Annotated in this window: 23 protein-coding genes and 2 tRNA genes; 20 read left to right on the top strand and 5 right to left on the bottom strand. The window is 38.3% G+C overall.

The features are described 5' to 3' along the window. Positions 1-17: 17 nt before the first annotated feature. The 15 genes from ligA to G4Z02_RS03565 all read left to right on the top strand — a co-directional run bounded on the left by ligA (position 18) and on the right by G4Z02_RS03565 (position 14,029). On the top strand, positions 18-2,003 hold the full coding sequence (gene ligA / locus G4Z02_RS03635; RefSeq protein ID WP_258878503.1) for an NAD-dependent DNA ligase LigA: 1,986 nt from the start codon (positions 18-20) through the stop codon (positions 2,001-2,003). Between the two features lie 8 nt (positions 2,004-2,011). Beyond that, entirely contained in the window at positions 2,012-4,822 is a 2,811-nt protein-coding gene (gene uvrA, locus G4Z02_RS03630) for an excinuclease ABC subunit UvrA (RefSeq protein WP_258878502.1), read from the top strand. A gap of 4 nt (positions 4,823-4,826) precedes the next feature. Further along, positions 4,827-5,369, top strand: coding sequence for a hypothetical protein (locus G4Z02_RS03625; RefSeq protein ID WP_258878501.1), 543 nt, complete (start codon positions 4,827-4,829; stop codon positions 5,367-5,369). A gap of 4 nt (positions 5,370-5,373) precedes the next feature. Then, entirely contained in the window at positions 5,374-6,300 is a 927-nt protein-coding gene (gene hprK, locus G4Z02_RS03620; RefSeq protein WP_258878500.1) for an HPr(Ser) kinase/phosphatase, read from the top strand. Positions 6,301-6,311: 11 nt separating this feature from the next. Then, positions 6,312-7,310, top strand: coding sequence for a prolipoprotein diacylglyceryl transferase (gene lgt / locus G4Z02_RS03615; RefSeq protein WP_258878499.1), 999 nt, complete (start codon positions 6,312-6,314; stop codon positions 7,308-7,310). Positions 7,311-7,331: 21 nt separating this feature from the next. Then, on the top strand, positions 7,332-8,261 hold the full coding sequence (locus G4Z02_RS03610) for an NAD(P)/FAD-dependent oxidoreductase (RefSeq protein ID WP_309544598.1): 930 nt from the start codon (positions 7,332-7,334) through the stop codon (positions 8,259-8,261). Positions 8,262-8,327: 66 nt separating this feature from the next. Then, on the top strand, positions 8,328-9,269 hold the full coding sequence (gene whiA, locus G4Z02_RS03605; protein WP_258878497.1) for a DNA-binding protein WhiA: 942 nt from the start codon (positions 8,328-8,330) through the stop codon (positions 9,267-9,269). Continuing rightward, the gene (acpS, locus tag G4Z02_RS03600) at positions 9,262-9,609 is read left to right on the top strand and encodes a holo-ACP synthase (protein WP_258878496.1); all 348 of its coding nucleotides are present in this window, start codon (positions 9,262-9,264) and stop codon (positions 9,607-9,609) included. Before whiA ends, acpS begins: the two co-directional genes overlap by 8 nt. Before the next feature lie 88 nt (positions 9,610-9,697). Beyond that, positions 9,698-10,180 (top strand): YbbN family protein, encoded by a 483-nt coding sequence (locus G4Z02_RS03595; RefSeq protein WP_258878495.1) that lies wholly within the window; start codon positions 9,698-9,700, stop codon positions 10,178-10,180. A 47-nt stretch (positions 10,181-10,227) separates the two neighbouring features. Continuing rightward, a complete protein-coding gene (locus G4Z02_RS03590) occupies positions 10,228-12,432 on the top strand; it encodes a Tex family protein (protein ID WP_258878494.1) in 2,205 nt (734 codons plus the stop codon). Positions 12,433-12,499: 67 nt separating this feature from the next. Continuing rightward, positions 12,500-12,590 (top strand) — tRNA-Ser (locus tag G4Z02_RS03585). 148 nt (positions 12,591-12,738) lie between these two features. Then, a complete protein-coding gene (locus G4Z02_RS03580) occupies positions 12,739-13,173 on the top strand; it encodes a hypothetical protein (protein ID WP_258878493.1) in 435 nt (144 codons plus the stop codon). Continuing rightward, a complete protein-coding gene (locus G4Z02_RS03575; protein WP_258878492.1) occupies positions 13,163-13,384 on the top strand; it encodes a helix-turn-helix transcriptional regulator in 222 nt (73 codons plus the stop codon). Before G4Z02_RS03580 ends, G4Z02_RS03575 begins: the two co-directional genes overlap by 11 nt. 99 nt (positions 13,385-13,483) lie before the next feature. Further along, the gene (locus G4Z02_RS03570) at positions 13,484-13,885 is read left to right on the top strand and encodes an arsenate reductase ArsC (RefSeq protein WP_258878491.1); all 402 of its coding nucleotides are present in this window, start codon (positions 13,484-13,486) and stop codon (positions 13,883-13,885) included. A 67-nt stretch (positions 13,886-13,952) separates the two neighbouring features. Beyond that, positions 13,953-14,029, top strand: a tRNA-Glu gene (locus G4Z02_RS03565). 70 nt (positions 14,030-14,099) lie between these two features. Here G4Z02_RS03565 and G4Z02_RS03560 read toward each other — a convergent pair. Further along, a complete protein-coding gene (locus G4Z02_RS03560; RefSeq protein WP_258878490.1) occupies positions 14,100-15,485 on the bottom strand; it encodes an MFS transporter in 1,386 nt (461 codons plus the stop codon). 138 nt (positions 15,486-15,623) lie between these two features. Between G4Z02_RS03560 and G4Z02_RS03555 the strand changes: the two genes are divergently transcribed. Continuing rightward, positions 15,624-15,818: a PLDc N-terminal domain-containing protein gene (locus G4Z02_RS03555; protein WP_258878489.1), complete on the top strand. Its 195-nt coding sequence runs from the start codon at positions 15,624-15,626 to the stop codon at positions 15,816-15,818. A 28-nt stretch (positions 15,819-15,846) separates the two neighbouring features. Here G4Z02_RS03555 and amrA read toward each other — a convergent pair whose 3' ends face one another. Further along, positions 15,847-17,226, bottom strand: coding sequence for an AmmeMemoRadiSam system protein A (gene amrA / locus G4Z02_RS03550; protein ID WP_309544597.1), 1,380 nt, complete (start codon positions 17,224-17,226; stop codon positions 15,847-15,849). A gap of 11 nt (positions 17,227-17,237) precedes the next feature. Continuing rightward, positions 17,238-18,107 carry an AmmeMemoRadiSam system radical SAM enzyme gene (gene amrS, locus G4Z02_RS03545; protein ID WP_258878487.1) on the bottom strand — a complete coding sequence of 290 codons (870 nt, stop codon included), beginning with the start codon at positions 18,105-18,107 and terminating at the stop codon, positions 17,238-17,240. A 132-nt stretch (positions 18,108-18,239) separates the two neighbouring features. Here amrS and G4Z02_RS03540 point away from each other — a divergent pair, with 132 nt between their 5' ends. Beyond that, positions 18,240-18,458, top strand: a complete 219-nt coding sequence (locus G4Z02_RS03540) for a hypothetical protein (protein ID WP_258878486.1) — start codon at positions 18,240-18,242, stop codon at positions 18,456-18,458. 40 nt (positions 18,459-18,498) lie between these two features. Here G4Z02_RS03540 and G4Z02_RS03535 read toward each other — a convergent pair whose 3' ends face one another. Further along, entirely contained in the window at positions 18,499-20,190 is a 1,692-nt protein-coding gene (locus tag G4Z02_RS03535; RefSeq protein WP_258878485.1) for a M3 family oligoendopeptidase, read from the bottom strand. Positions 20,191-20,323: 133 nt separating this feature from the next. Here G4Z02_RS03535 and G4Z02_RS03530 point away from each other — a divergent pair, with 133 nt between their 5' ends. The 3 genes from G4Z02_RS03530 to G4Z02_RS03520 are packed head-to-tail and all read left to right on the top strand — an operon-like array spanning position 20,324 to position 22,196. Beyond that, positions 20,324-20,839, top strand: a complete 516-nt coding sequence (locus G4Z02_RS03530; protein WP_258878484.1) for a hypothetical protein — start codon at positions 20,324-20,326, stop codon at positions 20,837-20,839. 15 nt (positions 20,840-20,854) lie between these two features. Next, complete coding sequence (locus tag G4Z02_RS03525; RefSeq protein WP_258878483.1) at positions 20,855-21,577, top strand: hypothetical protein; 723 nt, start codon at positions 20,855-20,857, stop codon at positions 21,575-21,577. A gap of 37 nt (positions 21,578-21,614) precedes the next feature. Next, positions 21,615-22,196 (top strand): LysE family translocator, encoded by a 582-nt coding sequence (locus tag G4Z02_RS03520; protein WP_258878482.1) that lies wholly within the window; start codon positions 21,615-21,617, stop codon positions 22,194-22,196. Positions 22,197-22,217: 21 nt separating this feature from the next. On the opposite strand, the gene G4Z02_RS03515 is transcribed toward G4Z02_RS03520, so the two are convergent. Continuing rightward, positions 22,218-22,778 (bottom strand): hypothetical protein, encoded by a 561-nt coding sequence (locus tag G4Z02_RS03515; RefSeq protein WP_258878481.1) that lies wholly within the window; start codon positions 22,776-22,778, stop codon positions 22,218-22,220. Positions 22,779-22,801: the final 23 nt, after the last annotated feature.

Genomic DNA, 22,801 nt, shown 5'->3' with positions numbered 1-22,801 from the left:
TAAAGATTGGTGATAATATGGACCCAAAACAACGTGTTAAAGAGTTGCAACGTTTATTAAAAACCTATAACTATGAGTATTATGTACTGGATAATCCGACGGTTAGTGATCAGGAGTTCGATGCCTTACTTCATGAATTAATTCGTTTAGAAGAACAATATCCGGAGTTACGAACAGAAGATTCACCGACCGTACGCGTCGGGAGCGTCGTCATCGATAAATTTGAAAAAGTAGAACACGATCATCCGATGATGAGTCTCGCGAATGCGTTTAATGAAGAGGATTTACGATCATTTGATCAACGGGTACGCAAAGTGTATCCAAATGCCACTTACAATATCGAACTAAAAATTGACGGACTCGCTGGAAGTATTAAATACGAAGGCGGTTCTCTTGTGTTGGGTGCAACGCGAGGAAATGGTGTCGTTGGGGAAAATATCACAACCAATGTAAAAACCATCAAATCCATACCGTTATCCATTAATTACATCCTTCCCCTTGAAGTCCGGGGAGAAATTTTCATGTCGAAAAAATCATTTGAGAAAGCTAACAACGATCGACTATCAGAAGGGCAAGAACCCTTTAAAAACCCACGTAATGCAGCAAGTGGTAGTGTTCGCCAACTAGACAGTAAAATCGCTTCTAAACGCGGTTTAGATATGTTTATCTATAGCATCGTTGATCCTGCGAGTCATGGCTTAACCTCGCACAAACAATCCTTGGCATTCGCCAAAGATTTGGGATTCAAGATTAATCCATTAAGTACGACATGCACATCGATCGATGACGTGATTGAATACATCGATACATACACGAACAAACGTCATGATTTATCCTATGATATTGATGGAATCGTTATTAAAGTTGACGATGTTACAATGTATGATACGATTGGATATACTGCGAAAAGCCCAAAATGGGCAATTGCCTATAAATTCCCAGCAGAAGAAGTCATTACTAGAATCAACTCGATTACCTTCCAAGTTGGTCGTACCGGGCAAATTACCCCTGTCGCGAATTTAGATCCCGTTATCGTTCAAGGAAGTACGGTATCACGAGCGACACTTCATAACGAAGATTATGTTATCGATAAGGATATCCGCGAACAGGACTATGTGGTAATTAAAAAAGCTGGAGATATTATCCCCGAAGTAGTTCGAGTTGTTACTGAACGACGCACAGGCAATGAGAATCCATTTCATATGATTTCACAATGTCCTGTATGTGGAAGTACTTTGGTTCGAAACGAAGGAGAAGCGGATCACTATTGCATGAATCCTCACTGTGAAGCAAAAAAAATTGAGTCATTGATTCATTTTGCTTCCCGTAAAGCGATGAACATTGAAGGACTAGGAGATCGCATCATTGAGCAATTTTTCAATGATGGATTAGTGCAATCTATTCCGGATATTTATACCCTTCATAATCATCGTATGGACTTGGTTGTCAAAGAGGGATTTGGCCAAAAAAGCATCCAAAAATTATTGGATAACATTGAAGCTTCAAAAGCGAATAACTTAGATAAGCTTATATTTGGACTCGGTATTCGCCACGTTGGCGAGAAGGTATCCAAAGTTCTCGCAAGTAACTATCCATCTCTAGAAGCGTTTTTTGACTGCAAGATCGAAGATTTGACTGCCATTGATGAAATTGGAGATGTTATTGCTAGTAGTGTCTACCACTATTTTCATGATGAAGATATAAAGAATATGCTACTTCAATTGCACATGTTAGGATTGAATACAAGCTATACATCCAACATTCAACAAAAAGCTGAATTTAGCGGTAAAACTTTTGTGTTAACCGGTAAATTAGAACAGTATAAACGCGATGAAGCCAAACAACTCATTGAATCCATGGGTGGTAAAGTATCCGGCTCTGTCAGTACGAAAACCGATTATGTGGTTGCTGGAACAGACGCCGGGAGTAAACTAACCAAAGCCAATCAGTTAGGCGTTACCGTATTGACAGAGGATGAATTTACAGCATTACTAGAAAAATAGGTGATTATATGTTACACGATATTTATGTAAAAGGAGCCAAGGAAAACAACTTAAAAAACTTGGACATCCGCATCCCGAAAAACAAGTTCGTCGTGATGACGGGTCTTTCAGGGAGCGGGAAATCATCCCTGGCCTTTGATACGATATACAAAGAAGGGCAACGACGCTATGTCGAGAGTTTAAGTGCGTATGCCCGTCAGTTTTTAGGCAATATGGAGAAACCCAATGTTGAAAGCATTGAGGGGCTATCTCCAGCGATTTCCATCGATCAAAAGACCACATCGAAGAACCCTCGTTCTACCGTAGGAACGGTAACCGAAATCTACGATTATTTACGCTTGTTATTTGCTCGAATTGGAACCCCGATTTGCCCAACTCATGGTGTTGAAATTACAGGACAATCGATTGAAGAAATGACGGATAAAGTTCTAGAATATAATGAGGGCCGAGTCATTATATTAGCTCCCCTTGTGAAAGAACGAAAGGGAACCCACGTCAAAACATTGGATCAACTTCGTAAAGAAGGATATGTACGAGCTCGTGTCAATGGTGAAGTTTATGATCTTGATGATGATATTAATTTGGAAAAGAACAAACGCCATACGATTGAAGTGGTTGTTGATCGCTTACGTCTAAAAGAAGGTGTTCGCAGTCGATTGTTCGATAGTTTAGAAACCGCTGCGAAAAAGGGTGAAGGGAAAGTTCTTGTTCTCATCAATGATGAAGAACACGTCTTTAGTGAACATTACGCTTGTCCCCACTGTGATTTTAGCATTGGTGACTTAGAACCGCGTTTATTTTCATTTAACGCTCCATACGGCGCTTGCCCTACTTGTCATGGACTTGGCCATAGTCGCAAAATCGACCCAGACTTACTGATACCCGATAAAACAATTTCCATTGAAGACGGGGCAATCAAAGGATGGCAAAATACCGATACATACGGCTTCAGTATGATTCGTCAGGTTGCCAAACATTATGGTGTGGATTTGAATCAACCAGTTAAGGCCATGAAGCAAAAGGAACTGGATTTATTCTTATACGGGACAAAAGAACGAATTCACTTCAAGTTTGGTGGCAATGGAAGAGGTGGGTATCGCCACGAAAATGTCGCTAAATATGAAGGCGTTATCAACAATCTAGAACGGCGTTATATCGAGACAACGTCACGATTTATGCGTGAATGGATTGAAAACTATATGGCAGAAGTACCCTGTCCAACATGTCAAGGTAAAAAACTAAACGATAAAGCTCTTAGTGTCAAAATAGGACAACGAGATATCATTGAAGTAACCGATATGGCTGTGAAAGAAATTATTCAGTTCTTTCAACAATTAACCCTATCGGATAAAGATCAAAAGATTAGTGAAATGGCGTTAAAAGAAGTCATTGAGCGTTTGTCTTTCTTAGATAATGTTGGTCTGAACTACTTAACGTTATCACGACAAGCGGCCACATTAAGTGGTGGTGAGAGCCAACGGATTCGGTTGGCAACTCAAATTGGGTCTCAGTTAACTGGAGTTCTGTATGTACTAGATGAACCTTCGATTGGACTTCATCAACGGGATAACCATAAACTAATCACAACGCTGAAGAAAATGCGGGATTTAGGAAATACATTACTCGTTGTAGAACACGACGAGGAAACCATGTATGAAGCGGATCAAATCATTGATATTGGTCCTGGTGCTGGTATTTATGGTGGTGAAGTCACATTCCAAGGTACCGTCGAAGAAATCCTAAAAGATACCAAGAGCATTACAGGAAAATACCTCTCAAAACAATTGCAGATTGATGTACCACAAACAAGACGATCTCACGAACGAGGATATATTGAACTGCTTGGTGCCCGTCAGAACAACTTAAAGAATATTGATGTTCAGATACCCAAAGGCGTATTGAATGTCATTACTGGCGTTTCTGGAAGTGGAAAATCAAGTCTTGTGAATGAATGTTTATACAAAGGGCTACATAATATAATCTATCGTAAAAAAATCCCACAGGGTGATTTTGATGCGATCAAGAACATTGATCAGTTTGAAAAAATAATCAACATTGATCAATCACCTATTGGACGAACCCCACGAAGCAATCCAGCGACCTATACCAAGGTATTTGATGATATTCGGGATATTTTTGCGATGACGAATGAGGCGAAAATGCGCGGATATAAAAAAGGACGTTTTAGTTTCAATGTGAAGGGTGGACGATGCGAAACCTGTAGTGGTGATGGATTAATTAAGATTGAAATGCACTTCTTACCAGATGTCTATGTACCTTGTGAAGTTTGTAATGGGAAACGGTATAATAGTGAAACATTAGAAGTAAAATATAAAGGAAAAAACATTAGTGACGTGTTAGATATGACAATTGAGGAATCGGTTGAATTCTTCAAGAATATCCCCAAAGCAAAACGGAAACTCGAAACATTGAATAATGTTGGACTCGGGTATTTAAAACTGGGACAACCCGCAACCACGCTTAGTGGTGGTGAGGCACAACGGGTGAAACTTGCTAAAGAGCTACATAAGAGAATTACGGAAAACACGCTATATATCCTAGACGAACCCACAACGGGATTGCATGCAGATGATGTAAAACGCCTGTTGCAGGTGATTCAACATATCGTTGACATGGGCGCTACAGTTGTTATAATAGAACATAATCTCGATGTCATAAAAGTTGCCGATCATATTATTGATTTAGGACCAGAAGGTGGCGACATGGGTGGCGAAGTTATTGCAACAGGAACCCCTGAAGAAGTAGCCGCAAATCCACAAAGTTATACGGGAGAATACCTCAAAAAAGTTCTGAGGTGATTGGATGAATCAAGAACCAGAAAAAAATAATCAAAATGAAGAGGAGTTGGAAGAACTTCGGGAAGTGATTAAAAAACTTGAAGAGCTTCAAAAGCAACAAAACAAAACTCCTAAAAAACGACCTCGTCGGCCATTTATCGCAATTGAATTTGGCGGGGTTTTTCATCATAATCGTATTATAAATTTTGTATTTAGTTTTATCTTGAACTTTACATTTGCCTTCTTCGTGATCGAAATCTTTGATTTCGCCGTCTATAGTGATATTATAAACATGGTAGCACTGATGCTACTGTATAGTGTCGTGGAAGAGTTCTATCGAACGTACCTTTTAATGAAGCATTTCTCATTAATATTGAAATCTTTTGGTACAATTTTCTTCTTCGGATATATTGTGATTTTCTTTGTATTAGATCAATATGTATTTATTAAGACATTTAACTTTGTCAATGGGACATTACTTGCGTTCTTTGTCTTAATATTTACCTTAACACGGTATTTCTTTGGAACATATTTGCGTCGTTTCTTACGACGTGTAGAATCGAGGTGATTGGATGGGTTTAACCGTGCAAACCGTAGTCGAAGAACATCGACTAGCTGTAATCAGTGGTAGTGAAGGCTTACTACGTGAAATCACAAAACCACAAGTATCTCGTCCAGGGATTGAACTAGCGGGTTTGTTTGATTTCTATGAGCACGATCGTGTTCAAGTATTCGGTAGTAAAGAAGTGGCCTTTTTTGGGTGGTTAAACCATCAGGATCAAGAGATTCGTGTGGATATGTTGTTTCAAGCACAACCACCCATGTTTATCTTCTCTCATAATGCGGAGGTTCCCGAAGTGTTTATTCGCAAAGGGAATGAGTATCAGATTCCGATCGTAAAAAGCAACAAGAAGACATCCGCACTATTAAGTAATTTATATCAATATTTAAGTGCGAAACTTGCTCCCCGTCAGAGTTTACATGGTACACTGTTAGATGTTAGTGGTGTCGGTGTATTAATTCGTGGGAAAAGCGGGTTAGGAAAAAGTGAAGTTGCCTTGGAACTGGTTCGTCGTGGGCATCAATTGGTTGCTGATGATCGTGTTGATATCTATCAACGAGAAATTGGTGTTATTGTTGGTGAAGCACCTGAATTATTACGCCGTTACTTGGAAATTCGCGGTATCGGTATTGTCAATGTGGTGAAGATGTTTGGCGCTAAGGCCTACAAAGAAAACAAGAAAATCATGTTGGTTATCGATTTGGAACCCTGGGATTACAAACAAGAATATGATCGATTAGGATTGGAAAGTCATACGATTCGATTCTTTGATTCTGATGTCGAACATATAAAGATTCCCATATCAGAAGGTCGGAATGTCGCTTCCCTCGTAGAAGCCGCATCGGTAAACGCCCGGTTGAAATTTTTGGGTGAAAATGCCGCACAAGAGTTTTCTGATGCACTTGATGAATATTTAAAACAGAAACAAACAGAATAGAGGTCATTACAATGCATGTATTTAATCCGATAGACCCAACGTTTATCACACTCTTTGATTCATTTTCCTGGCAGAAATATAGTTTAATGATTATGCTGGGTCTACTGACAGCCATCTTACTAGGAATACGAGAAGGGAATAAACTAGGAATTTCAACGGATCATATCTTGGACGGTGTTTTAATCATCGTTCCATTATCGATAGTCGGAACCCGTTTATGGTATGTACTATTTGAATGGGGCAATTCATATTGGCCTTATTTCCAAACATACGGTTTTGTTGATGGAATCATCAACGTATTTAATATTCGCGATGGAGGACTTGCCATACACGGAGGATTCATAACCGCCTTTGTTAGTGCTTATTTCTATACCAAGAAGCGCGGAATCAATATCTTTAGTGTTTTTGATATCATGGCACCTGGATTCTTGATTGCTCAAGCATTTGGGCGTTGGGGGAACTTCTTTAATCAAGAAGCACATGGAGGCATTATTGGTGGAACAACCGATGGAGCGCCAGCGTTGTCGCTTGATGAACAACGGGAGTTTTTATCTGGTACCTTAAAACTACCTGATTTTATCACCAATCAAATGTTGATTGAGATTGAACCGGGAGACCCAGGATATCTTGTAGAAGATATGTTTGGCGAAATGGTACGCGTAAATTACTATCATCCAACATTCTTCTATGAAAGTATGTGGAATGTGGTTGGATTCATCATCATGTTGATATTACGACGAACAAAGATCTTAACTCGTGGGGACTTATTACCGGTATATTTGATTTGGTATAGTGTTGGTCGTTACTTTATTGAAGGTATGCGGACAGATAGTTTGTACATCGGCGATACCAATATCCGAACAGCACAAGTCATCAGTCTTGTGATGATTGCTGGTGGAATTGCGTTGCTCGCATTAACGCGTACAATATGGCCACAGAAAAAGTATTACGAGGTCTTAGCTGAGGTCGCTGAGCAAAACGCTGAACAAAATGAAGTAGAAGGAGTATAATAAATAATCGAGGTGAAAATGATGGAAAAATTTGATGTTATTATTATCGGTGCAGGTCCCGGAGGGATGACTGCTGCAATTTATACACAACGTTCTAGTTTGAAAACGTTGATGTTGGAAAAAGCCGCTCCTGGTGGGAAAATGATGACCACTTGGGAAATTGAAAACTATACAGGATTTGGAAACATTTCTGGATTTGAGTTAAGTGAAAAAATGTTTAATCATACACAAGAACTCGGTGTCGAATATCGTTACGGTGACGTTGTCAACGTCGTTGACAAAGGTGACTATAAGGAAGTTCACACCGCATCTGGTGAAGTGTATCAAACAGCAGCTGTGATTATCGGTACAGGAACCATACCACGCAGTACAAACGCCCCTGGTGAATCCGAATTATCCGGAAAAGGTGTTAGTTGGTGTGCAGTGTGTGACGGTGCCTTCTTTAAAGATTTGGATATCGTCGTTGTTGGTGGAGGAAACAGTGCTATTGAAGAAGCTGCGTTTCTTGCAAAAACAGTAAACCACATAACCGTTGTCAACATCTTACCGACTTTGCAAGCGGATGCTGTAGCTATTGATGAGTTAAAAGAAACTGGTAAAGCAGACTTCTTACTTGGATACGAAGTAGTATCCTTCAACGGTACGGATAAAATGGAAAGTGTTACAGTACGAAATGTTGAAACCAAAGAAGAACAAGACATCGCTGTTCAAGGTGCATTCGTCTTTATTGGCCAAATTCCAAAAACAGACTTTGTAAAAGATTTGGGTATCACCAATAAATGGGGATACATTGAAGTGGATGAAAACATGGCAACAAAAGTACCTGGTATTTATGCCATTGGTGATGTTGTCGATAAAGAATTACGCCAAATCATTACCGCTGCAAACGATGGAAGCATTGCTGCAATCCAAGTTGGTAAATACTTAGGTAAATCGAATAAAGTTTGGTAAGAATAGGACTTGTGCCTATTCTTTTTTTTACCGTCATGTTATAATTTTGGTAGGATTGGTGATGATATGAGTTTTGCAGCTGATGTTAAAAGTGAATTGTTGAGTGTCAAGGCAGATAATTGCTGTGTTTTAGCAGAATTATCCGCTCTTTTACGCATTAACGGGGATATCCACATATCCAGCAATGGTCTATCGGTAGAGTTTCATACAACCAACTTAAAGATTGCTCGCCGTGTGATTTCTAGTGTTAAGGAGTTATACAAGATCGATGTAGAAGTTGTATCGAAGAAGCAAATGAAGTTGTACAAGCACGACATGTACATTGTGCGAATGAAACAAGAAGCGAATAAAATTATCAATGAACTATCGTTAATGAATAATCAAGAAGCGATTATTGACGAACCACTCATGGTAAAGGAATGTTGTAAACGTAGTTTTTTACGTGGAGCATTCTTAGCCAGTGGATCCATCAACTCACCAAAATCCAGTAGTTACCATTTGGAGATTCATTCTTACAGCGAAGAAGATGTTACTGCGGTTACAGATTTACTCAATTATTATCACTTAAATGCCAAAAGCTTAAAACGTAAACGAGGTTTTATATCCTACATTAAAGAATCGGAAAAAATTGCCGACTTTCTCCGTGTTGTTGGGGCAATGAATGCTCTGTTTGTATATGAAGATGAACGAATAAAACGGGATTTTGTCAATTCGATTACTCGAGTAATGAACATGGATATTGCCAATCAGAATAAAACATTAGAAGCGGCAGATAAACAACTTCGAAGTATTAGTGTCTTAGAAAATATGACGGACATCACTAAACTACCTAACAGTATGAAAGAAGCGATTACGTTACGTAAAACCTATCCCGAGTCATCGCTCAATGAACTTGCGGATTATAGTTATGATCTCTTTAACAAATCCATTTCAAAATCTGCGTTAAACCATCGATTTCGTAATATAAACGAACTCGCGGACCAAATTATGGAGAACTTACATGAGTAAAGCCATTGGAATCGATATCGTAGAGATGGAAGAGATTAAGGAACGTATGAGCGATCGTTTCGTCCACCGGATATTAAGTGAACAAGAACTAGAAAGGTATCATCGGATTAAGAATACAGACCGTCGAATTCAATATCTGATGGGACGCTTTGCGGCAAAGGAAGCCTACTCTAAGGTGTATAAACAGTTTAACGAGCCACTCAATTTTACCGACGTATCGATAGTAAATGATGAATTTGGTGCACCCTATATTGTTAGTTCATATCATCCTGAAGATACACTGCACGTTAGTATTTCCCACTCACGGCACTATGCCGTTGCCATAGTTACAAAAGAATAAACACCTTCGGGTGTTTTTTTGATGGGTTTTATTCTTGCAAAATTTTCCTATTTCTAATACAATAGATTAGGCTAGGAGTTGATGATTTATGGCAAAGAGTTCTTTTGCAAAATCTAACAATGACCGTTTTCTAACGTATTTGCTTGTTGGATTTGCTGCAGTTATCGTTTCCCTTGTTGTAGGATTAATCTTATACAACATTTTTAGCGAAGAACTAACCTATGATAGCTTTGATCATATTACCGATTTCTATGATATCGAAGATCAGCCAGAAGATCAGTATTTGGTCTATTTTTATAGCGAGTCATGCAGTATTTGTACCGATATAAAATTACAAGTATTGAATTTTGCTGATGATAATGAAGCGGATGTAAAGGTGTATTTCCTTGATAATCTCGCGTCAACTGGTAAAGATCGGATTGTGACTGATCCTGATACACTCGCGACAATGGATGGGACACCATCACTTATCACAGTTGTAGATGGACAAATCACCCATATGGCACCAGGCTATGTTCAGGTATTGGATACGTTCGAAGCGATCAATGATGGAACTTATGACTTTAACTAAATAGCCTACAAGTTAGGCTATTTTTATCTTTTTTAGGAGGAATTAGAATGGAATTTAACAACAAACTTATGAATGACATTGCGGCCAATTTAAACATTTCCCGCAAACAGATTAAGACGGTACTTGAAATGCTCGAAGAAGGGAATACCGTACCTTTTATAGCACGGTATCGGAAAGAGCAAACCGGGGCTCTTGATGAAGAGCAAATTCGCGAAATTAACAAGGAATATGAATACAGTGTTAACTTACTAAAACGTAAAGAAGACGTTATTCGCTTAATTGATGAAAAAGGTCTGTTAACCGAGGAATTACACGAAGAGATTATGAAAGCGGAGAAACTGGTTGATGTCGAAGACTTGTATCGTCCGTTTAAAGAGAAAAAGAAAACCAAGGCGACAATCGCAGTGAAACAAGGACTAAAACCCCTTGCGGAGTTCATTGAAACGTTTCCTACGGAAGGATCTTTGGAAGAAAAAGCGGAAGAGTTTGTAACCGAAGAAGTACCTACTGTTGAGGATGCGATTCAAGGTGCTCTGTACATTATTGCGGAAGACATTAGTGATTCCAGTGATTATCGTAAATGGATTCGTAACCATACGTTTAAGCAAGGAACACTGGATTCATCGATTAAGAAAAATGCTAAAGATGAGATGAAAATCTATGAAATGTATTATGAATTTTCAGAACCAATCCGCAACATTAAATTGTATCGTGTATTGGCTTTAAACAGAGCAGAAAAGGAAAAAGTTCTGACGGTAAAAGTTAATATCAATGATGAGAAAATTCATGAATATTTAGATCGTCAAGTCATCAAGAACAAAGCATCGTATGTCGTACCGTTTATTAAAGACGCCGTACGTGATGCATATAAACGGTTGATTGGACCATCGATTGAACGTGAAATTCGTAGTGAATTAACGGAAAAAGCCGATCAAAATGCGATTCATATATTTAGTGAAAATTTACGGAGTTTACTGTTACAACCTCCAATGAAGGGAAAAATGGTTCTCGGTGTAGACCCAGCGTACCGAACCGGATGTAAACTGGCAGTCGTTGATAAAATGGGAACCATGCAAGAAATTGATGTGATTTATCCCCATCAAAAATTCCCTGGTGAAAATGTCTCTCAAATCCGCCGTAATGAAGCAGGATTTAAAGTTACAAACTTGATTAAAAAATACGATATAGACATCATTGCTATCGGTAATGGTACAGCATCTCGTGAAACGGAACAATTTATCATTAACGTTATCAAGTATGTTGAAAAAGACATGGGTAAAAAGTTATTCTATGTTATCGTAAATGAAGCGGGAGCTTCGGTATACAGTGCAAGTGAACTAGCGAAAGATGAGTTTCCGAAACTCGCTGTCGAAGAACGTAGTGCAGTAAGTATTGCCCGTCGTCTACAAGATCCGCTTAGTGAATTGGTTAAAATCGATCCAAAAAGCATCGGTGTCGGACAATACCAACATGACGTTTCACAAAAGAACTTAAGCGATTCTCTTGATTTTGTCGTCGAAACGGCTGTTAACCAAGTTGGTGTGAATGTCAATACTGCATCCGTTCAATTACTACAATATGTTGCTGGATTAAATAAAACTGTTGCTGAAAATATCGTTAAATATCGTGAGAAAAATGGACCGTTCACCAATCGTGAACAACTACTAAAAGTACCACGTTTAGGTGAAAAAGCATATGAACAAGCGGTTGGATTCTTGCGAATACTAAATGGGGACAACCCCTTTGACAAAACTGGAATTCACCCCGAAAGTTATGATTTAGCGCTTCGTTTAATGGAAGAGTTGAAATTGGATTATGATGATATTGGAAACATTATTCTTAAATTGAAGTTCGCTAATATGAGTAAAATGCAAATCGCCAAAAAACTTGACGCTGGATTACATACTGTTGAGGATATTATGGATATCTTTGTCGCACCACTTCGTGATCCTCGTGATGATGTTGAACCACCAATTCTTCGTAGTGATGTATTGAAGTTAGAAGATTTACGTCCTGGTATGGAACTCCAAGGTACCGTTCGTAATGTCGTTGACTTTGGTGCCTTCGTCGATTGTGGTGTTAAAGATGATGGATTAGTCCATATATCACAACTTGCAAAAGGATATGTCAAACATCCTCTTGACGTTGTTAGTGTTGGGGAGATTGTGACTGTTTGGGTCAAAGATGTTGACTTAAAACGTCATCGTTTACAACTGACTATGATAAAGGAAAATGCCCCTTATACAAAGTAGGTTAAATTAAGAACACATCTTATTGACAGTTAGCCTAAAATATATTATTATATAAAGGCTAACAGTTGGAGTAGTACTCAAGTGGCTGAAGAGGTGCCCCTGCTAAGGGTATAGGTCGTTGACGCGGCGCGAGAGTTCAAATCTCTCCTACTCCGCCATTTAAAAATGAAAACGGACAAATGTCCGTTTTTTGTTTATATTAAGACGTATACCGGTTGGTTGCCTACGAAATGAATGTAATATATATTTGACACTATGTAAAAAATATATTACAATAATAATATCAAGAAATATGGAGGTAATCCAATGAGAATGAGACGTCAAAGTGCAGTGATATCACTTGTAATGTGGAGTGTGATTATGACAGTATTTATTGTGTTGTTTTTTGTCTTGAAAGATGTTGATCAATGGCAGGAAAATCAGCTGTTTCGATTACTCTCTGCGATTCTTTTATTTGTCGGTGGAGTAATCCAAATCCTATTGTTATCAAAAGATAAGGTAGAACCATTGGATGAACGAACACAGTTGATTCAGTACCGGACAAGTAGTGTTTCTGTAATTGGAATATTACTCTATGTGTATGCCTTGGTCATGACGCTATATATTTCCTATGAGTTCGAAGTAGGTCTACCTGTTGCGTGGTTGTGGTTTATCGCCTATACGACGATTTTTGTGGCATTCATGCTACATAGTGGCTTATATCTACTCTTCGAACACAAGGGTGTTGGGTATGAAGATTAAACAGGTATCGAACACGATAAAAGATTATCGCTATCAACATCAAATGAGTCAAGAGGTTCTGGCGAATTTAGTCGGATGCACTAGACAGACCATTATCTCCTTGGAACAAAACAAGTATTCTCCATCTTTTGTGCTTGTAGCTAAAATCGCACAAATCTTTGATATTCCAGTCGATGATGTGATTCAGATTACATTTGAGGAGACCGACTAAGGTCTCTTTTTTTATAAGAAATGTTATCGTTATGTAAATTGATTGCCCATTGCATTTTCATCCGATATAATATAGGTGCATAACAAGGAGGTTTGAAATATGAAAAAAGTCGTCGCATTTGTCTGCGTTCATAATAGTTGTCGTAGTATTATGGCCGAAGGTTGGGCACGGGAACTAGGAGCGGATGTACTGGATGTATACTCTGCAGGAACTGAAGTCTATCCTGGACCCAAACCTATGGCATTAGAAGTTATGAATGATGCTGGTGTCGATATGTCACATGCCAGTAGTAAGTTACTAAGTGATATTCCTTCTGAATTGGATATCCTGATTACTATGGGATGTGGTGTAGAATGTCCGTATGTTCCTACGAATCATCGTGAGGATTGGGGACTGGACGATCCAAGTGGAGGACCGAAAGAAGGGTTTGAGGAAACCCGTGATATCATAAAGGAAAAAGTCATTGAATTAATTGAAAGAGTACAAAAAGGAGAATTATAATCTCCTTTTTTTTCTGCCTATTGACTTTAAAGAATGGTTTTTGTTATAATGAAAAAGCGTTCTAGTTGGCCCGTTGGAGAAGCGGTTTAACTCACATGCCTTTCACGCATGCATTCACGGGTTCGAATCCCGTACGGGTCACCATAATAACGACAAAGTCTGTTCGAATAGAACGGACTTTTTTATTGCCAAAATAAAAACGCCAATGTGGCGTCTATACTTGAGAAGATGCGAGTGTTTCTTGAAGTGTATCATCATCAATTGGATAGAAATATATCGCAATAATGCTTGCTAAATGAGCTAATGAAGGAACCGCAGCAATGGTAATTAAGATTCCCCAAAATAGAGTATTGTTTGGAGGAGTATCAGCAAAACTAACATAGCCTAATAGAGCTAGGATTAACCCGTTAAATAGTCCGGCAAAACTACTAATAAACTTGTCAATTAAGCTAAATGCAGATCCAATCATTCCGGGAACAAACTGCTTTGACAAGTGGTATTCGTAATCCGCTGTATCCCCAATCATTGGAATGATATTTAGTTCGGTCGCAGCAGTGATGAATGCAAAGAGCATAAAGACAAATACTAAGACGATGAAGGGTGTTGGCGTTGGTGCTAAAGCAATTGCCAGTATTGCAATTGGACCAAAGAGAAATGCCAGTTGTGATGAACGCAGAAATGTAGTTTTACGTCCAATTCGATTGGTTAGTATCGTAGTGATTACAATGGCAATTGCCATCGCAATCCCCATAAACGGAGTTACCCGTGTTTGGTTACTAACATCTTGAGCAACGTACACATAGAAGAAGACAACCAAACCATTTACCATTGTATTCGCTGTTTTATTTGTGGATGCCGCAATAATGAGCATTGTCAAGGCACGATTATTCTTAAACATTTGAATATAGTCTCGAACTTTAGGATGAAACTCATCATGATTCTTACCATAGTTCTCGATCACATCTTTTTTCCACAATCCAGCTAGGGCAAATCCAGTAAAGACTAGTTGAATCGCAATCATCACGAGACTTAGATTACGCCAAGCTTCTGCACTTGCGAAGCCTCCAAATCGATCTAGGAAAGGAACCATTATCGTGTAAATGAATAGTAATAGAAACATTGAATAGAACTGCGTAAAGGCACTGTACAATGTTCGTTGTTTGGGGTGATTCGTTAGAACATTCTGTCCCGCTTTGGTGATGGTTGTTTGAAATGTATACCCGATTACCCAAAGGACATACATACTGATTATCCAGATTAAATTCGCGGTATTACTACCAAAATCATGTCCCAAAAAGAGCAAGAAGAACGAAAGACACATTAAAAGGGATCCAAATAATATCCATGGACGGAACCGTCCAAATCGAGTATGTGTCCGGTCGACCAAAATACCAATGATTGGATCTGTGAAGGCGTCTAGGATACGAGTGATCATCATAATTCCACCAATTGTAATTGGACTAAAGGAATATACATTGGTTCCATATGCTAAAAAAAAGCCGGTAAAAATTAACGACAATGATGTTGTCGCTGCATTGTTACCAGAAAACGCACTAATCTGAAATAAGGTTGCTTCATTCTTGTAAGTAGCAGATCCCATAGAGTCACCTCAAACATATAGCTCTATTATAGTATATTATGTCCAAAACGGATAATACTTTACGCATATTTTACTGTAGTACTTCGTAGATGATTGTTGGGTATGGTATACTATAGTAAATAATCTAAGGAGGACACAATGTTATTAGTTAACGCTTTTCAAGGTATATTAGGTTTTGTGTGGTTCATTTTAGTCGTGTATACACTCTATGTTCTTGTAACTGGTAAAAAACCGAAGAATCTTAGTAAGTTGGTATGGGCAATTATCATTATTCTACTTCCATATGTAGGTGTAATCCTATACTGGATCATTGAAAAAAACATCTTAAAATAAAAAATCCACTCATGGATTTTTTATTTATTTAATGATGGCGTATCACTTCAAACCGTTTTAACGTATAGTTATCTTTTTTATGGATTCCAGCTTTTTGACGGGCGATGTCAACCTGCTCCTCAGCAGTATCAACTCCATTTAGATTGGGAAGTAACAATCCAGATTTGTAACCACTCTTAACGATAACACCGTATCGTTTCGGATCAAGATCGTTGATGGATGTGATTGCTTCTGGAGGGAATAAGACATCCACAGAATAGATAATGTCAGGCAGTTCCTTTGCAGTAACTTTTGGAAAGCGAGGATCTCTTGTGCCAGCACTAATCGCATTATGAATAATTTCATCAGCGATACAAATGGTTGTTGGACCTGTAGTACCGATGCATCCTCGTAAACGTCCGTTTTTATGTAATGAGACAAAGACTCCAGCTTTGGAAGAGGTTAATTCTTTGGACAAGTTTTTCGGTCGGGGTAATGGTTTGTGATGATTGATGTAGTACTCCAAGGATTGTCGTGCTAAGGTTACATATTCATCTTCGTGGTTGCGGATAGAGCGTTGCCCTTCCTGTAGTGATTCATTATATTGAGATAAAAAGTGGCGATTTATGTTTGGGGATGTTGGTGTGAATCCAGCAACGACATAACCGACACCAAATGGCCCTTCATAGCTGTATACGTTTGATATCACATCATAACCATCTAATACACCAGCCATAATATTAAATGATCCATATCCACATTCGGCTGCTTTGTGACATAGGGTGGAATCAAGAGATAACAGTTTTAAGAAGTTTGCCTCGTTCAATATGGAGACGATTTCCCGATCAAAGATAGGACCTTCTTTAACAAAGCCATAAGGACCATCTTTTTTTAATTTATGGGATAAATCACCACTTGCGATGTAGATTACTTTCTTATCTGAATCCAATGCTTTTTGGATGGTTTGTCCTAGGCGATAGTGTTCTTGTGAAGAGAGTCCTGACGGACCAATGCGGACAAGTTTATAGTCGCTATAATATTGGTTAATAAAGTACAGTGGAACCAAGACACCATGATCAAGCTGGTTATCTCGTTCACCTTGCGTTCCCGCAGGAATATCGCTAAGGATGGCTAGTTCTTCGATTCGTTGCACGAGAGTTGTATCATAGGAGACATTGGTTGAGATTGTGGGGAATCCAAAAGAGATAAAGGAACCGGATGCTTTTGAATGGGGAGATATGTGAAAGTAATTGGAGTATACAGTTGAGTGAGGCGAGGAGATGATGATCGTATCCGGTTGTAGATCTCGAATCTCCTTGGCAATCGCATGATAGGCATCAATCGTTGCTTGTATTTTACGTTCTTCACCTCGACCAATCTCTGGAATAATAATTGGGGGGTGGGGAACGGTATATGCTTTTAGAATCATCAAATCACTCCTTATACATTACCGAGATAGATGTGTTGAATTCCGTATGATGTTCCAATATCTTTTGCTGTTCGTAACGTATTCATTGGTGTTGGACTTGTACTCTTCATTTTATAGGAAGGGAAGAAGCGAGATATGTGCCAGATGAAATCATGTCTTAACGTATTTGTTAGATCCTCCACAATACTTGTTAATTCTTTGGTTGAATCGTTCACTCCAGGAATTATTAGTGTCGTTACTTCTATATGAACACTAGCTTCTTTAAATAGCTTCATGTTGCGTAGGATTGGTTCAGGTCGTCCCCCAATGTAGGATGAATATATTTCTTCACTTGAAGCTTTATAATCAATGTTTACTGCGTCTAGATACGGGATGATAGCTCGTATTGTTTGTTCTGACATGAAGCCATTGGTAACCCAAATATTCTTGAGACCTTGTTTATGAGCTAGTTTCATTGTTTCTAATGCGTATTCAACGTATATTGTTGGTTCTGAGTAGGTGTAGGATATGGACGGACAACCATAGTGAATGGCTTGATCTACATGCTGTTGTGGTTTGATTGGTTTACCGGGGATACTATTGAAGGTATGTTGTGATTGGGAGATGGAATAGTTTTGACACCACGCACATCGTAGATTGCAACCTATCGCCGCAAAACTATACGTATTCGTGTTTTGAAGAAAGTGATAGAGAGGTTTTTTACGTATCGGATCAATGGAGACAGAAATGGTTTTATTGTAGTTTAAGACCTTTAATACGCCATTATTGTTTTTTCGGACACCGCAAATACCCATGTCATTATCTTTGATAACACAGTGATGTTCACATACATGACAATGGACTGCTTGCTCTGATAATACTGTATAAAACAATGATTCCATACCACTACCTCCTATCTACTTTTATTGTATCAAAAACAAAACACGATAAAAAGTTGAAATAACACACATAGTGAAATATGCTTTTATGTTTTCAATCTATGTGGTAGAATAAAGAAAAAAGTAGGAGGAAATATGGCAGCCAAAACGAACAAAGCGTATTTGAAACAACCGTTTATTGTATCCTTAATTTTAGCGATTATTCCCATTACAAATATTATTCTTGGGGTCTTGTATCGTTTAAGTAAGAAGAATCTTGTATTAGTCATATTGAACATTGTATTGTTCCCACTATTCTTTATTGTTGATTTGGTATCTGTAATTCTCAATAACGACTTAAAATATTTAGTATAAGAAAAAAGCATAATGCATGTGGCATTATGCTTTTTAATTGTTATAAGGTTGTGTCGTCAATGCCATCTAAATAGGCTTTGATGGGTTTAACAATTTTGCTAACTGTACCTTGAATGAATGGATTTTCTAGCGATGCACTATCTAGTAGAGCAACAAAGCTTTTGGATCCACCACGTTCACAAAGGGCAATGTATTCTTCCAGCGCTTTGCTATGATTTTCCTGGCTCTTAATCCAATATTGGAAGGCGACAACTTGAGCAAGGGTGTAATCGATGTAATAAAATGGTACACCGAAGATATGTCCTTGTCGGTACCAGAACGTTCCTTTGTCTAAAAAGGCATCGTCATCGTAATCTTTGAATGGAAGGTATTTCTTTTCAATACTACGCCATAAAGTTTTTCGCTCATCTGGGGTTAACTTGGGATTCTCATAGATACCATGTTGGAATTCATCAACCGCTACACCATAGGGTAAGAAGCTAAGTGCGGAAGCAAGATGATCGAACTTATATTTTGGTGTATCCTCTTTAAAGAATCCATCAATCCATGGCCAAGCAAGGAATTCCATACTCATCGAGTGGATTTCAGCAGCTTCTAATGTTGGCCAGCGATACACAGGGATGTTGTGACGACTGGAATAGACTTGGAACGCATGTCCTGCTTCATGGGTTAAGACATCCACATCACCGCTGGTGCCGTTGAAGTTGGCAAAGATAAATGGGGTTTCAAATGTTGGGAAATACGTACAATATCCACCACCGGATTTTCCTTCTTTGGCGTCTAGTTCAAGCAGTTCTTTGTCAATCATGAAATTAATGAACTCACCGGTTTTTGGTGACATTTCTTCATACATGGTTTTCGCTACATTTAACTGCCATTTACTATCTCCTTTTGGTGTCGGGTTACCATCTAAGAAGGAGAGTGTTAAGTCGTAGGATTTGGGATTGTCAATACCAATTCGCTTTCCTTTGCGTTCCGCAAGTTCATTGACAACCGGAACAACATCTTGATAGATTTGATCACGATAGGTTTTCACGTCTTTCCAGTTATAATCGGTACGACCGAGTTTGTCATAGCCTAATTGGACATAGTTCTCGTATCCGAGTTTTATCGCCATTGAATGACGTGCTTCGACCATTTTATCGTAGATATCATCAATCTCTTTTTCGTGGTCTTCAAACCATTTTGATACAACAAGTTGGGCATCATGGCGTGTTTGACGATCCAAGTCTTGGGTAAATGGACGCATTTGACTGAGATTATATGTTCCATCTTTAAACTCGATTTTCGCACTACTTAAGAGTTTTTGATACTCCATCGATAGTTTGTTTTCAAGTTGTAATTCTGGGATAATTTCTTCGGAAAATGTTTTTCGTTGTAATTCCGCTTGATCAAATAACAGTGTTCCAAATTCTTGTTCCAACGCTTTGCGATTTTTAGATTCCAATAATGCGATCGAGAATTGTTGGTCGTATTGTTGCAAGTGAGGAATGTTTTCGTTGAAGAACTGTTGTTCTTTTTCGTAGAATTCATCTCTAGTATCAATACTGTGTCTGGTGGAGACTAGTCCAGCCATAGTCGATAGTTCATCTTGTAAATCAAAGACGCTCTTAATGAGAGCGAGTTCTTCACCTACGGTTGGGGTATCCTTCATTTTGTTAAGAATGTCCGTCATTTGAGCTTTGTATTGTTCTAAGTCGGGACGCTCATATGTAAATTCACTAAATTTCATAAGTACCTCCTTTTTCTTGTATCCTAATTATACTCAATTTAAAACGATTATAAAAGCATTTTGAATGAAGACTCTTTTGACTATAAGTACTTATGTAATGTATAATAGTGCCTATGAAAGGGTGAGCAATATAGTGAAAAAGACATCAAAGAAGCAATCTGATATGAATGAGAATACATTGCCAAGCAATAGAACAACACCTGTACAAGGATCCATGTCAGCACATGGGGGTAATGATCGTGCTGCAAATATGTTTGGTGGTTTTGGTAAATTGGAAAAAAGAAACAATGTATATGAAACGTGGGATGCAAGACAAAAAACACTTGAAGTAAGACTGACATGTCTGGTATTAGCATATGTTTTTGTGAATGATGACGACAAGGTATCAATGAGAGAACGTCGGTGGTTTAAACGTGTTCTTAAAGTCGCAAAAGATGATTTATCCGAAGAGGACTATACCGATATTGAGTCATTGATACGATTGCGTATCGACAAACAATCCATCATTGATTTCATGGAATCAAATACAGTACATTACAGCATCATGCAAAAAGTAATAGAACGTATTAAAAGAATTTTACGCAATAAGCAACAGTATCTTTCATTGTTACAACAACTTGAGATTCAATTCATTAACAATGTTGAATAAATTAGGGTGTTATTTATGGGAAAAAAATCAGGGTTTTCAGGATTCCGGTCCTCATCAGTTGGACGAACACGAACACACAGTACAAGAATGAGTACGAGAGTATCGGGGCGTAGTTTTTCGGGACCACGGATTCGTTCAACCTCTAGTTCAACGGCATTTCGGAATTTTTCTGCACAATCTCGGTCGACGAATATCTGGGATAAACTACGTACCAATCCATTACCTCCGACGAAGCAAATTCACAGTACACCTCGTTTGGTACCTACGAGACATCGAAATAACCATTTATGGGGGTATACGTTATCCGAACGATTGCGATACGGTGTTGAAGATTTCTTTATGGTCCAAAAAACGCAACCACAGCCACGATCCATCTATGATCAGTGGGACTATAAGCAAAAAACACTTGCGATGAAAGTTTTTGCGATGATGTTTGCCTATGTTCTAAAACATGATGATGACAAAATCTCTTATCGCGAACGACGAACATTTCGTAAAATGATTCAACTGGATAAAGATCGAATCACAGAGTATGATTACCGTGAACTTATGAATTTGATTCGCTCTACACCAACGAAAGACGATGTATTACAATTTCTATTGAAGCATGAAGTACCCGTAGATACAATCACTAAAACAGCTGATCGTATTGATCGTATCATGAAGTATGATATAAAATATACCGGTGAAACAAATGAGATACTACAACGATATGATGTGATGAAAGAGTATCAATAGTGTAGAACTAACAAAAAAATATAGTAGGTGTGATGATATGGATGCTTTTATTATCTATATCCTGGTATCAATTTTTACACCAGGACCCAACAATTTGTTTTCCTCAGCATCCAGTTCCAAGGTTGGAATTGTGAAGACCCTACCATTTATGGCCGGGGTTTTCGTAGGAACATTTATTGTATTTTATATCACAGGAATATTTAATGTGTTCTTAGCAGAACAAGTTCCTGTAATAACTCGCTATATCGGAATATTAGGGGGACTCTTTATTTTATACTTAGCATATGGAATGTTTAAAACAAGGCACGAAGAAGGTAAAATGATGATCCAAAATGATCGCTACTTCTATATGGCGGTTGTCTTGACATTGATCAATCCCAAAGCGATTATTTTTGGATTAACGGTTGCAGCATTCTACTTGGGGTTATCATTCCCATCTGATGGGATGTTTCTACTCAGTTTCATCAATGCATTTTTATGTTTTGTCAGTGTTCTTGTGTGGGGCTACTTCGGAAAAGCGTTGAAGCAAGTAATGAAGAACCATCGAACAGTATTTAATATTATTATGGCGCTATTACTTGCGTATAGTGGTGTAATAATTATCGTAGAAACCATATAAAAAGGCACATGAGTGCCTTTTTTAACGTCTTCTTCGTAATAATAGATAGATGATATAAATCGTTAGAAATGGAGAAAAGGATAGAATCATCTGCAAGAAACTAAAGATGAATACATGTACACCTAAAAAATATAATGTAATCGCAATGAGAACTAATACTGCAATGTTTCGTATTTGTTTATGAGTCCCTAGCCACTCACTAAATTGTGCGAACGTATTATTCGAAGGACGAATAATGAATACTAGTTCTTCCATATGTTGTTTTGCTCTTACTAGGAGTTCTTCGGATTCAGCGAAAATGGTGTATTGAACGTTGTTGATTCCATCGGTGTTGGAATTGATTTCAATTAAGGTATCATCATTGTCCATTTTGATACGGATACCGTAATATCCTTTTTTTGCAAAGATCTCATCGAGTTCATGTACTGTATCAGCGAAAATGAAGTTGTTGGGTTCTCCAAGAACTACTTCCTTAAAATGATAGCCTTGATCTTGTAAGTGTGAAATGATGGCAACGACGGTTGATTGTTGTTTCCAAAGGCGTCGTTTCGTACAAATAACACCGGTTGTATTATAGTCCATAAGCCACCTCCTTTTGCGAAGAA

This window comes from Candidatus Xianfuyuplasma coldseepsis (genome assembly GCF_014023125.1).
Lineage (GTDB): Bacteria > Bacillota_I > Bacilli_A > Izemoplasmatales > Izemoplasmataceae > Xianfuyuplasma > Xianfuyuplasma coldseepsis.
This window is presented reverse-complemented; position numbering and strand designations above follow the sequence as displayed.

Bases quoted from the DNA above. Each gene is read 5' to 3' on its own strand.
- ligA (WP_258878503.1), top strand. From the start codon at position 18: ATGGACCCAAAACAACGTGTTAAAGAGTTGCAACGTTTATTAAAAACC.
- uvrA (WP_258878502.1), top strand. From the start codon at position 2,012: ATGTTACACGATATTTATGTAAAAGGAGCCAAGGAAAACAACTTAAAA.
- G4Z02_RS03625 (WP_258878501.1), top strand. From the start codon at position 4,827: ATGAATCAAGAACCAGAAAAAAATAATCAAAATGAAGAGGAGTTGGAA.
- hprK (WP_258878500.1), top strand. From the start codon at position 5,374: ATGGGTTTAACCGTGCAAACCGTAGTCGAAGAACATCGACTAGCTGTA.
- lgt (WP_258878499.1), top strand. From the start codon at position 6,312: ATGCATGTATTTAATCCGATAGACCCAACGTTTATCACACTCTTTGAT.
- G4Z02_RS03610 (WP_309544598.1), top strand. From the start codon at position 7,332: ATGGAAAAATTTGATGTTATTATTATCGGTGCAGGTCCCGGAGGGATG.
- whiA (WP_258878497.1), top strand. From the start codon at position 8,328: ATGAGTTTTGCAGCTGATGTTAAAAGTGAATTGTTGAGTGTCAAGGCA.
- acpS (WP_258878496.1), top strand. From the start codon at position 9,262: ATGAGTAAAGCCATTGGAATCGATATCGTAGAGATGGAAGAGATTAAG.
- G4Z02_RS03595 (WP_258878495.1), top strand. From the start codon at position 9,698: ATGGCAAAGAGTTCTTTTGCAAAATCTAACAATGACCGTTTTCTAACG.
- G4Z02_RS03590 (WP_258878494.1), top strand. From the start codon at position 10,228: ATGGAATTTAACAACAAACTTATGAATGACATTGCGGCCAATTTAAAC.
- G4Z02_RS03580 (WP_258878493.1), top strand. From the start codon at position 12,739: ATGAGAATGAGACGTCAAAGTGCAGTGATATCACTTGTAATGTGGAGT.
- G4Z02_RS03575 (WP_258878492.1), top strand. From the start codon at position 13,163: ATGAAGATTAAACAGGTATCGAACACGATAAAAGATTATCGCTATCAA.
- G4Z02_RS03570 (WP_258878491.1), top strand. From the start codon at position 13,484: ATGAAAAAAGTCGTCGCATTTGTCTGCGTTCATAATAGTTGTCGTAGT.
- G4Z02_RS03560 (WP_258878490.1), bottom strand. From the start codon at position 15,485: ATGGGATCTGCTACTTACAAGAATGAAGCAACCTTATTTCAGATTAGT.
- G4Z02_RS03555 (WP_258878489.1), top strand. From the start codon at position 15,624: ATGTTATTAGTTAACGCTTTTCAAGGTATATTAGGTTTTGTGTGGTTC.
- amrA (WP_309544597.1), bottom strand. From the start codon at position 17,226: ATGATTCTAAAAGCATATACCGTTCCCCACCCCCCAATTATTATTCCA.
- amrS (WP_258878487.1), bottom strand. From the start codon at position 18,107: ATGGAATCATTGTTTTATACAGTATTATCAGAGCAAGCAGTCCATTGT.
- G4Z02_RS03540 (WP_258878486.1), top strand. From the start codon at position 18,240: ATGGCAGCCAAAACGAACAAAGCGTATTTGAAACAACCGTTTATTGTA.
- G4Z02_RS03535 (WP_258878485.1), bottom strand. From the start codon at position 20,190: ATGAAATTTAGTGAATTTACATATGAGCGTCCCGACTTAGAACAATAC.
- G4Z02_RS03525 (WP_258878483.1), top strand. From the start codon at position 20,855: ATGGGAAAAAAATCAGGGTTTTCAGGATTCCGGTCCTCATCAGTTGGA.
- G4Z02_RS03520 (WP_258878482.1), top strand. From the start codon at position 21,615: ATGGATGCTTTTATTATCTATATCCTGGTATCAATTTTTACACCAGGA.
- G4Z02_RS03515 (WP_258878481.1), bottom strand. From the start codon at position 22,778: ATGGACTATAATACAACCGGTGTTATTTGTACGAAACGACGCCTTTGG.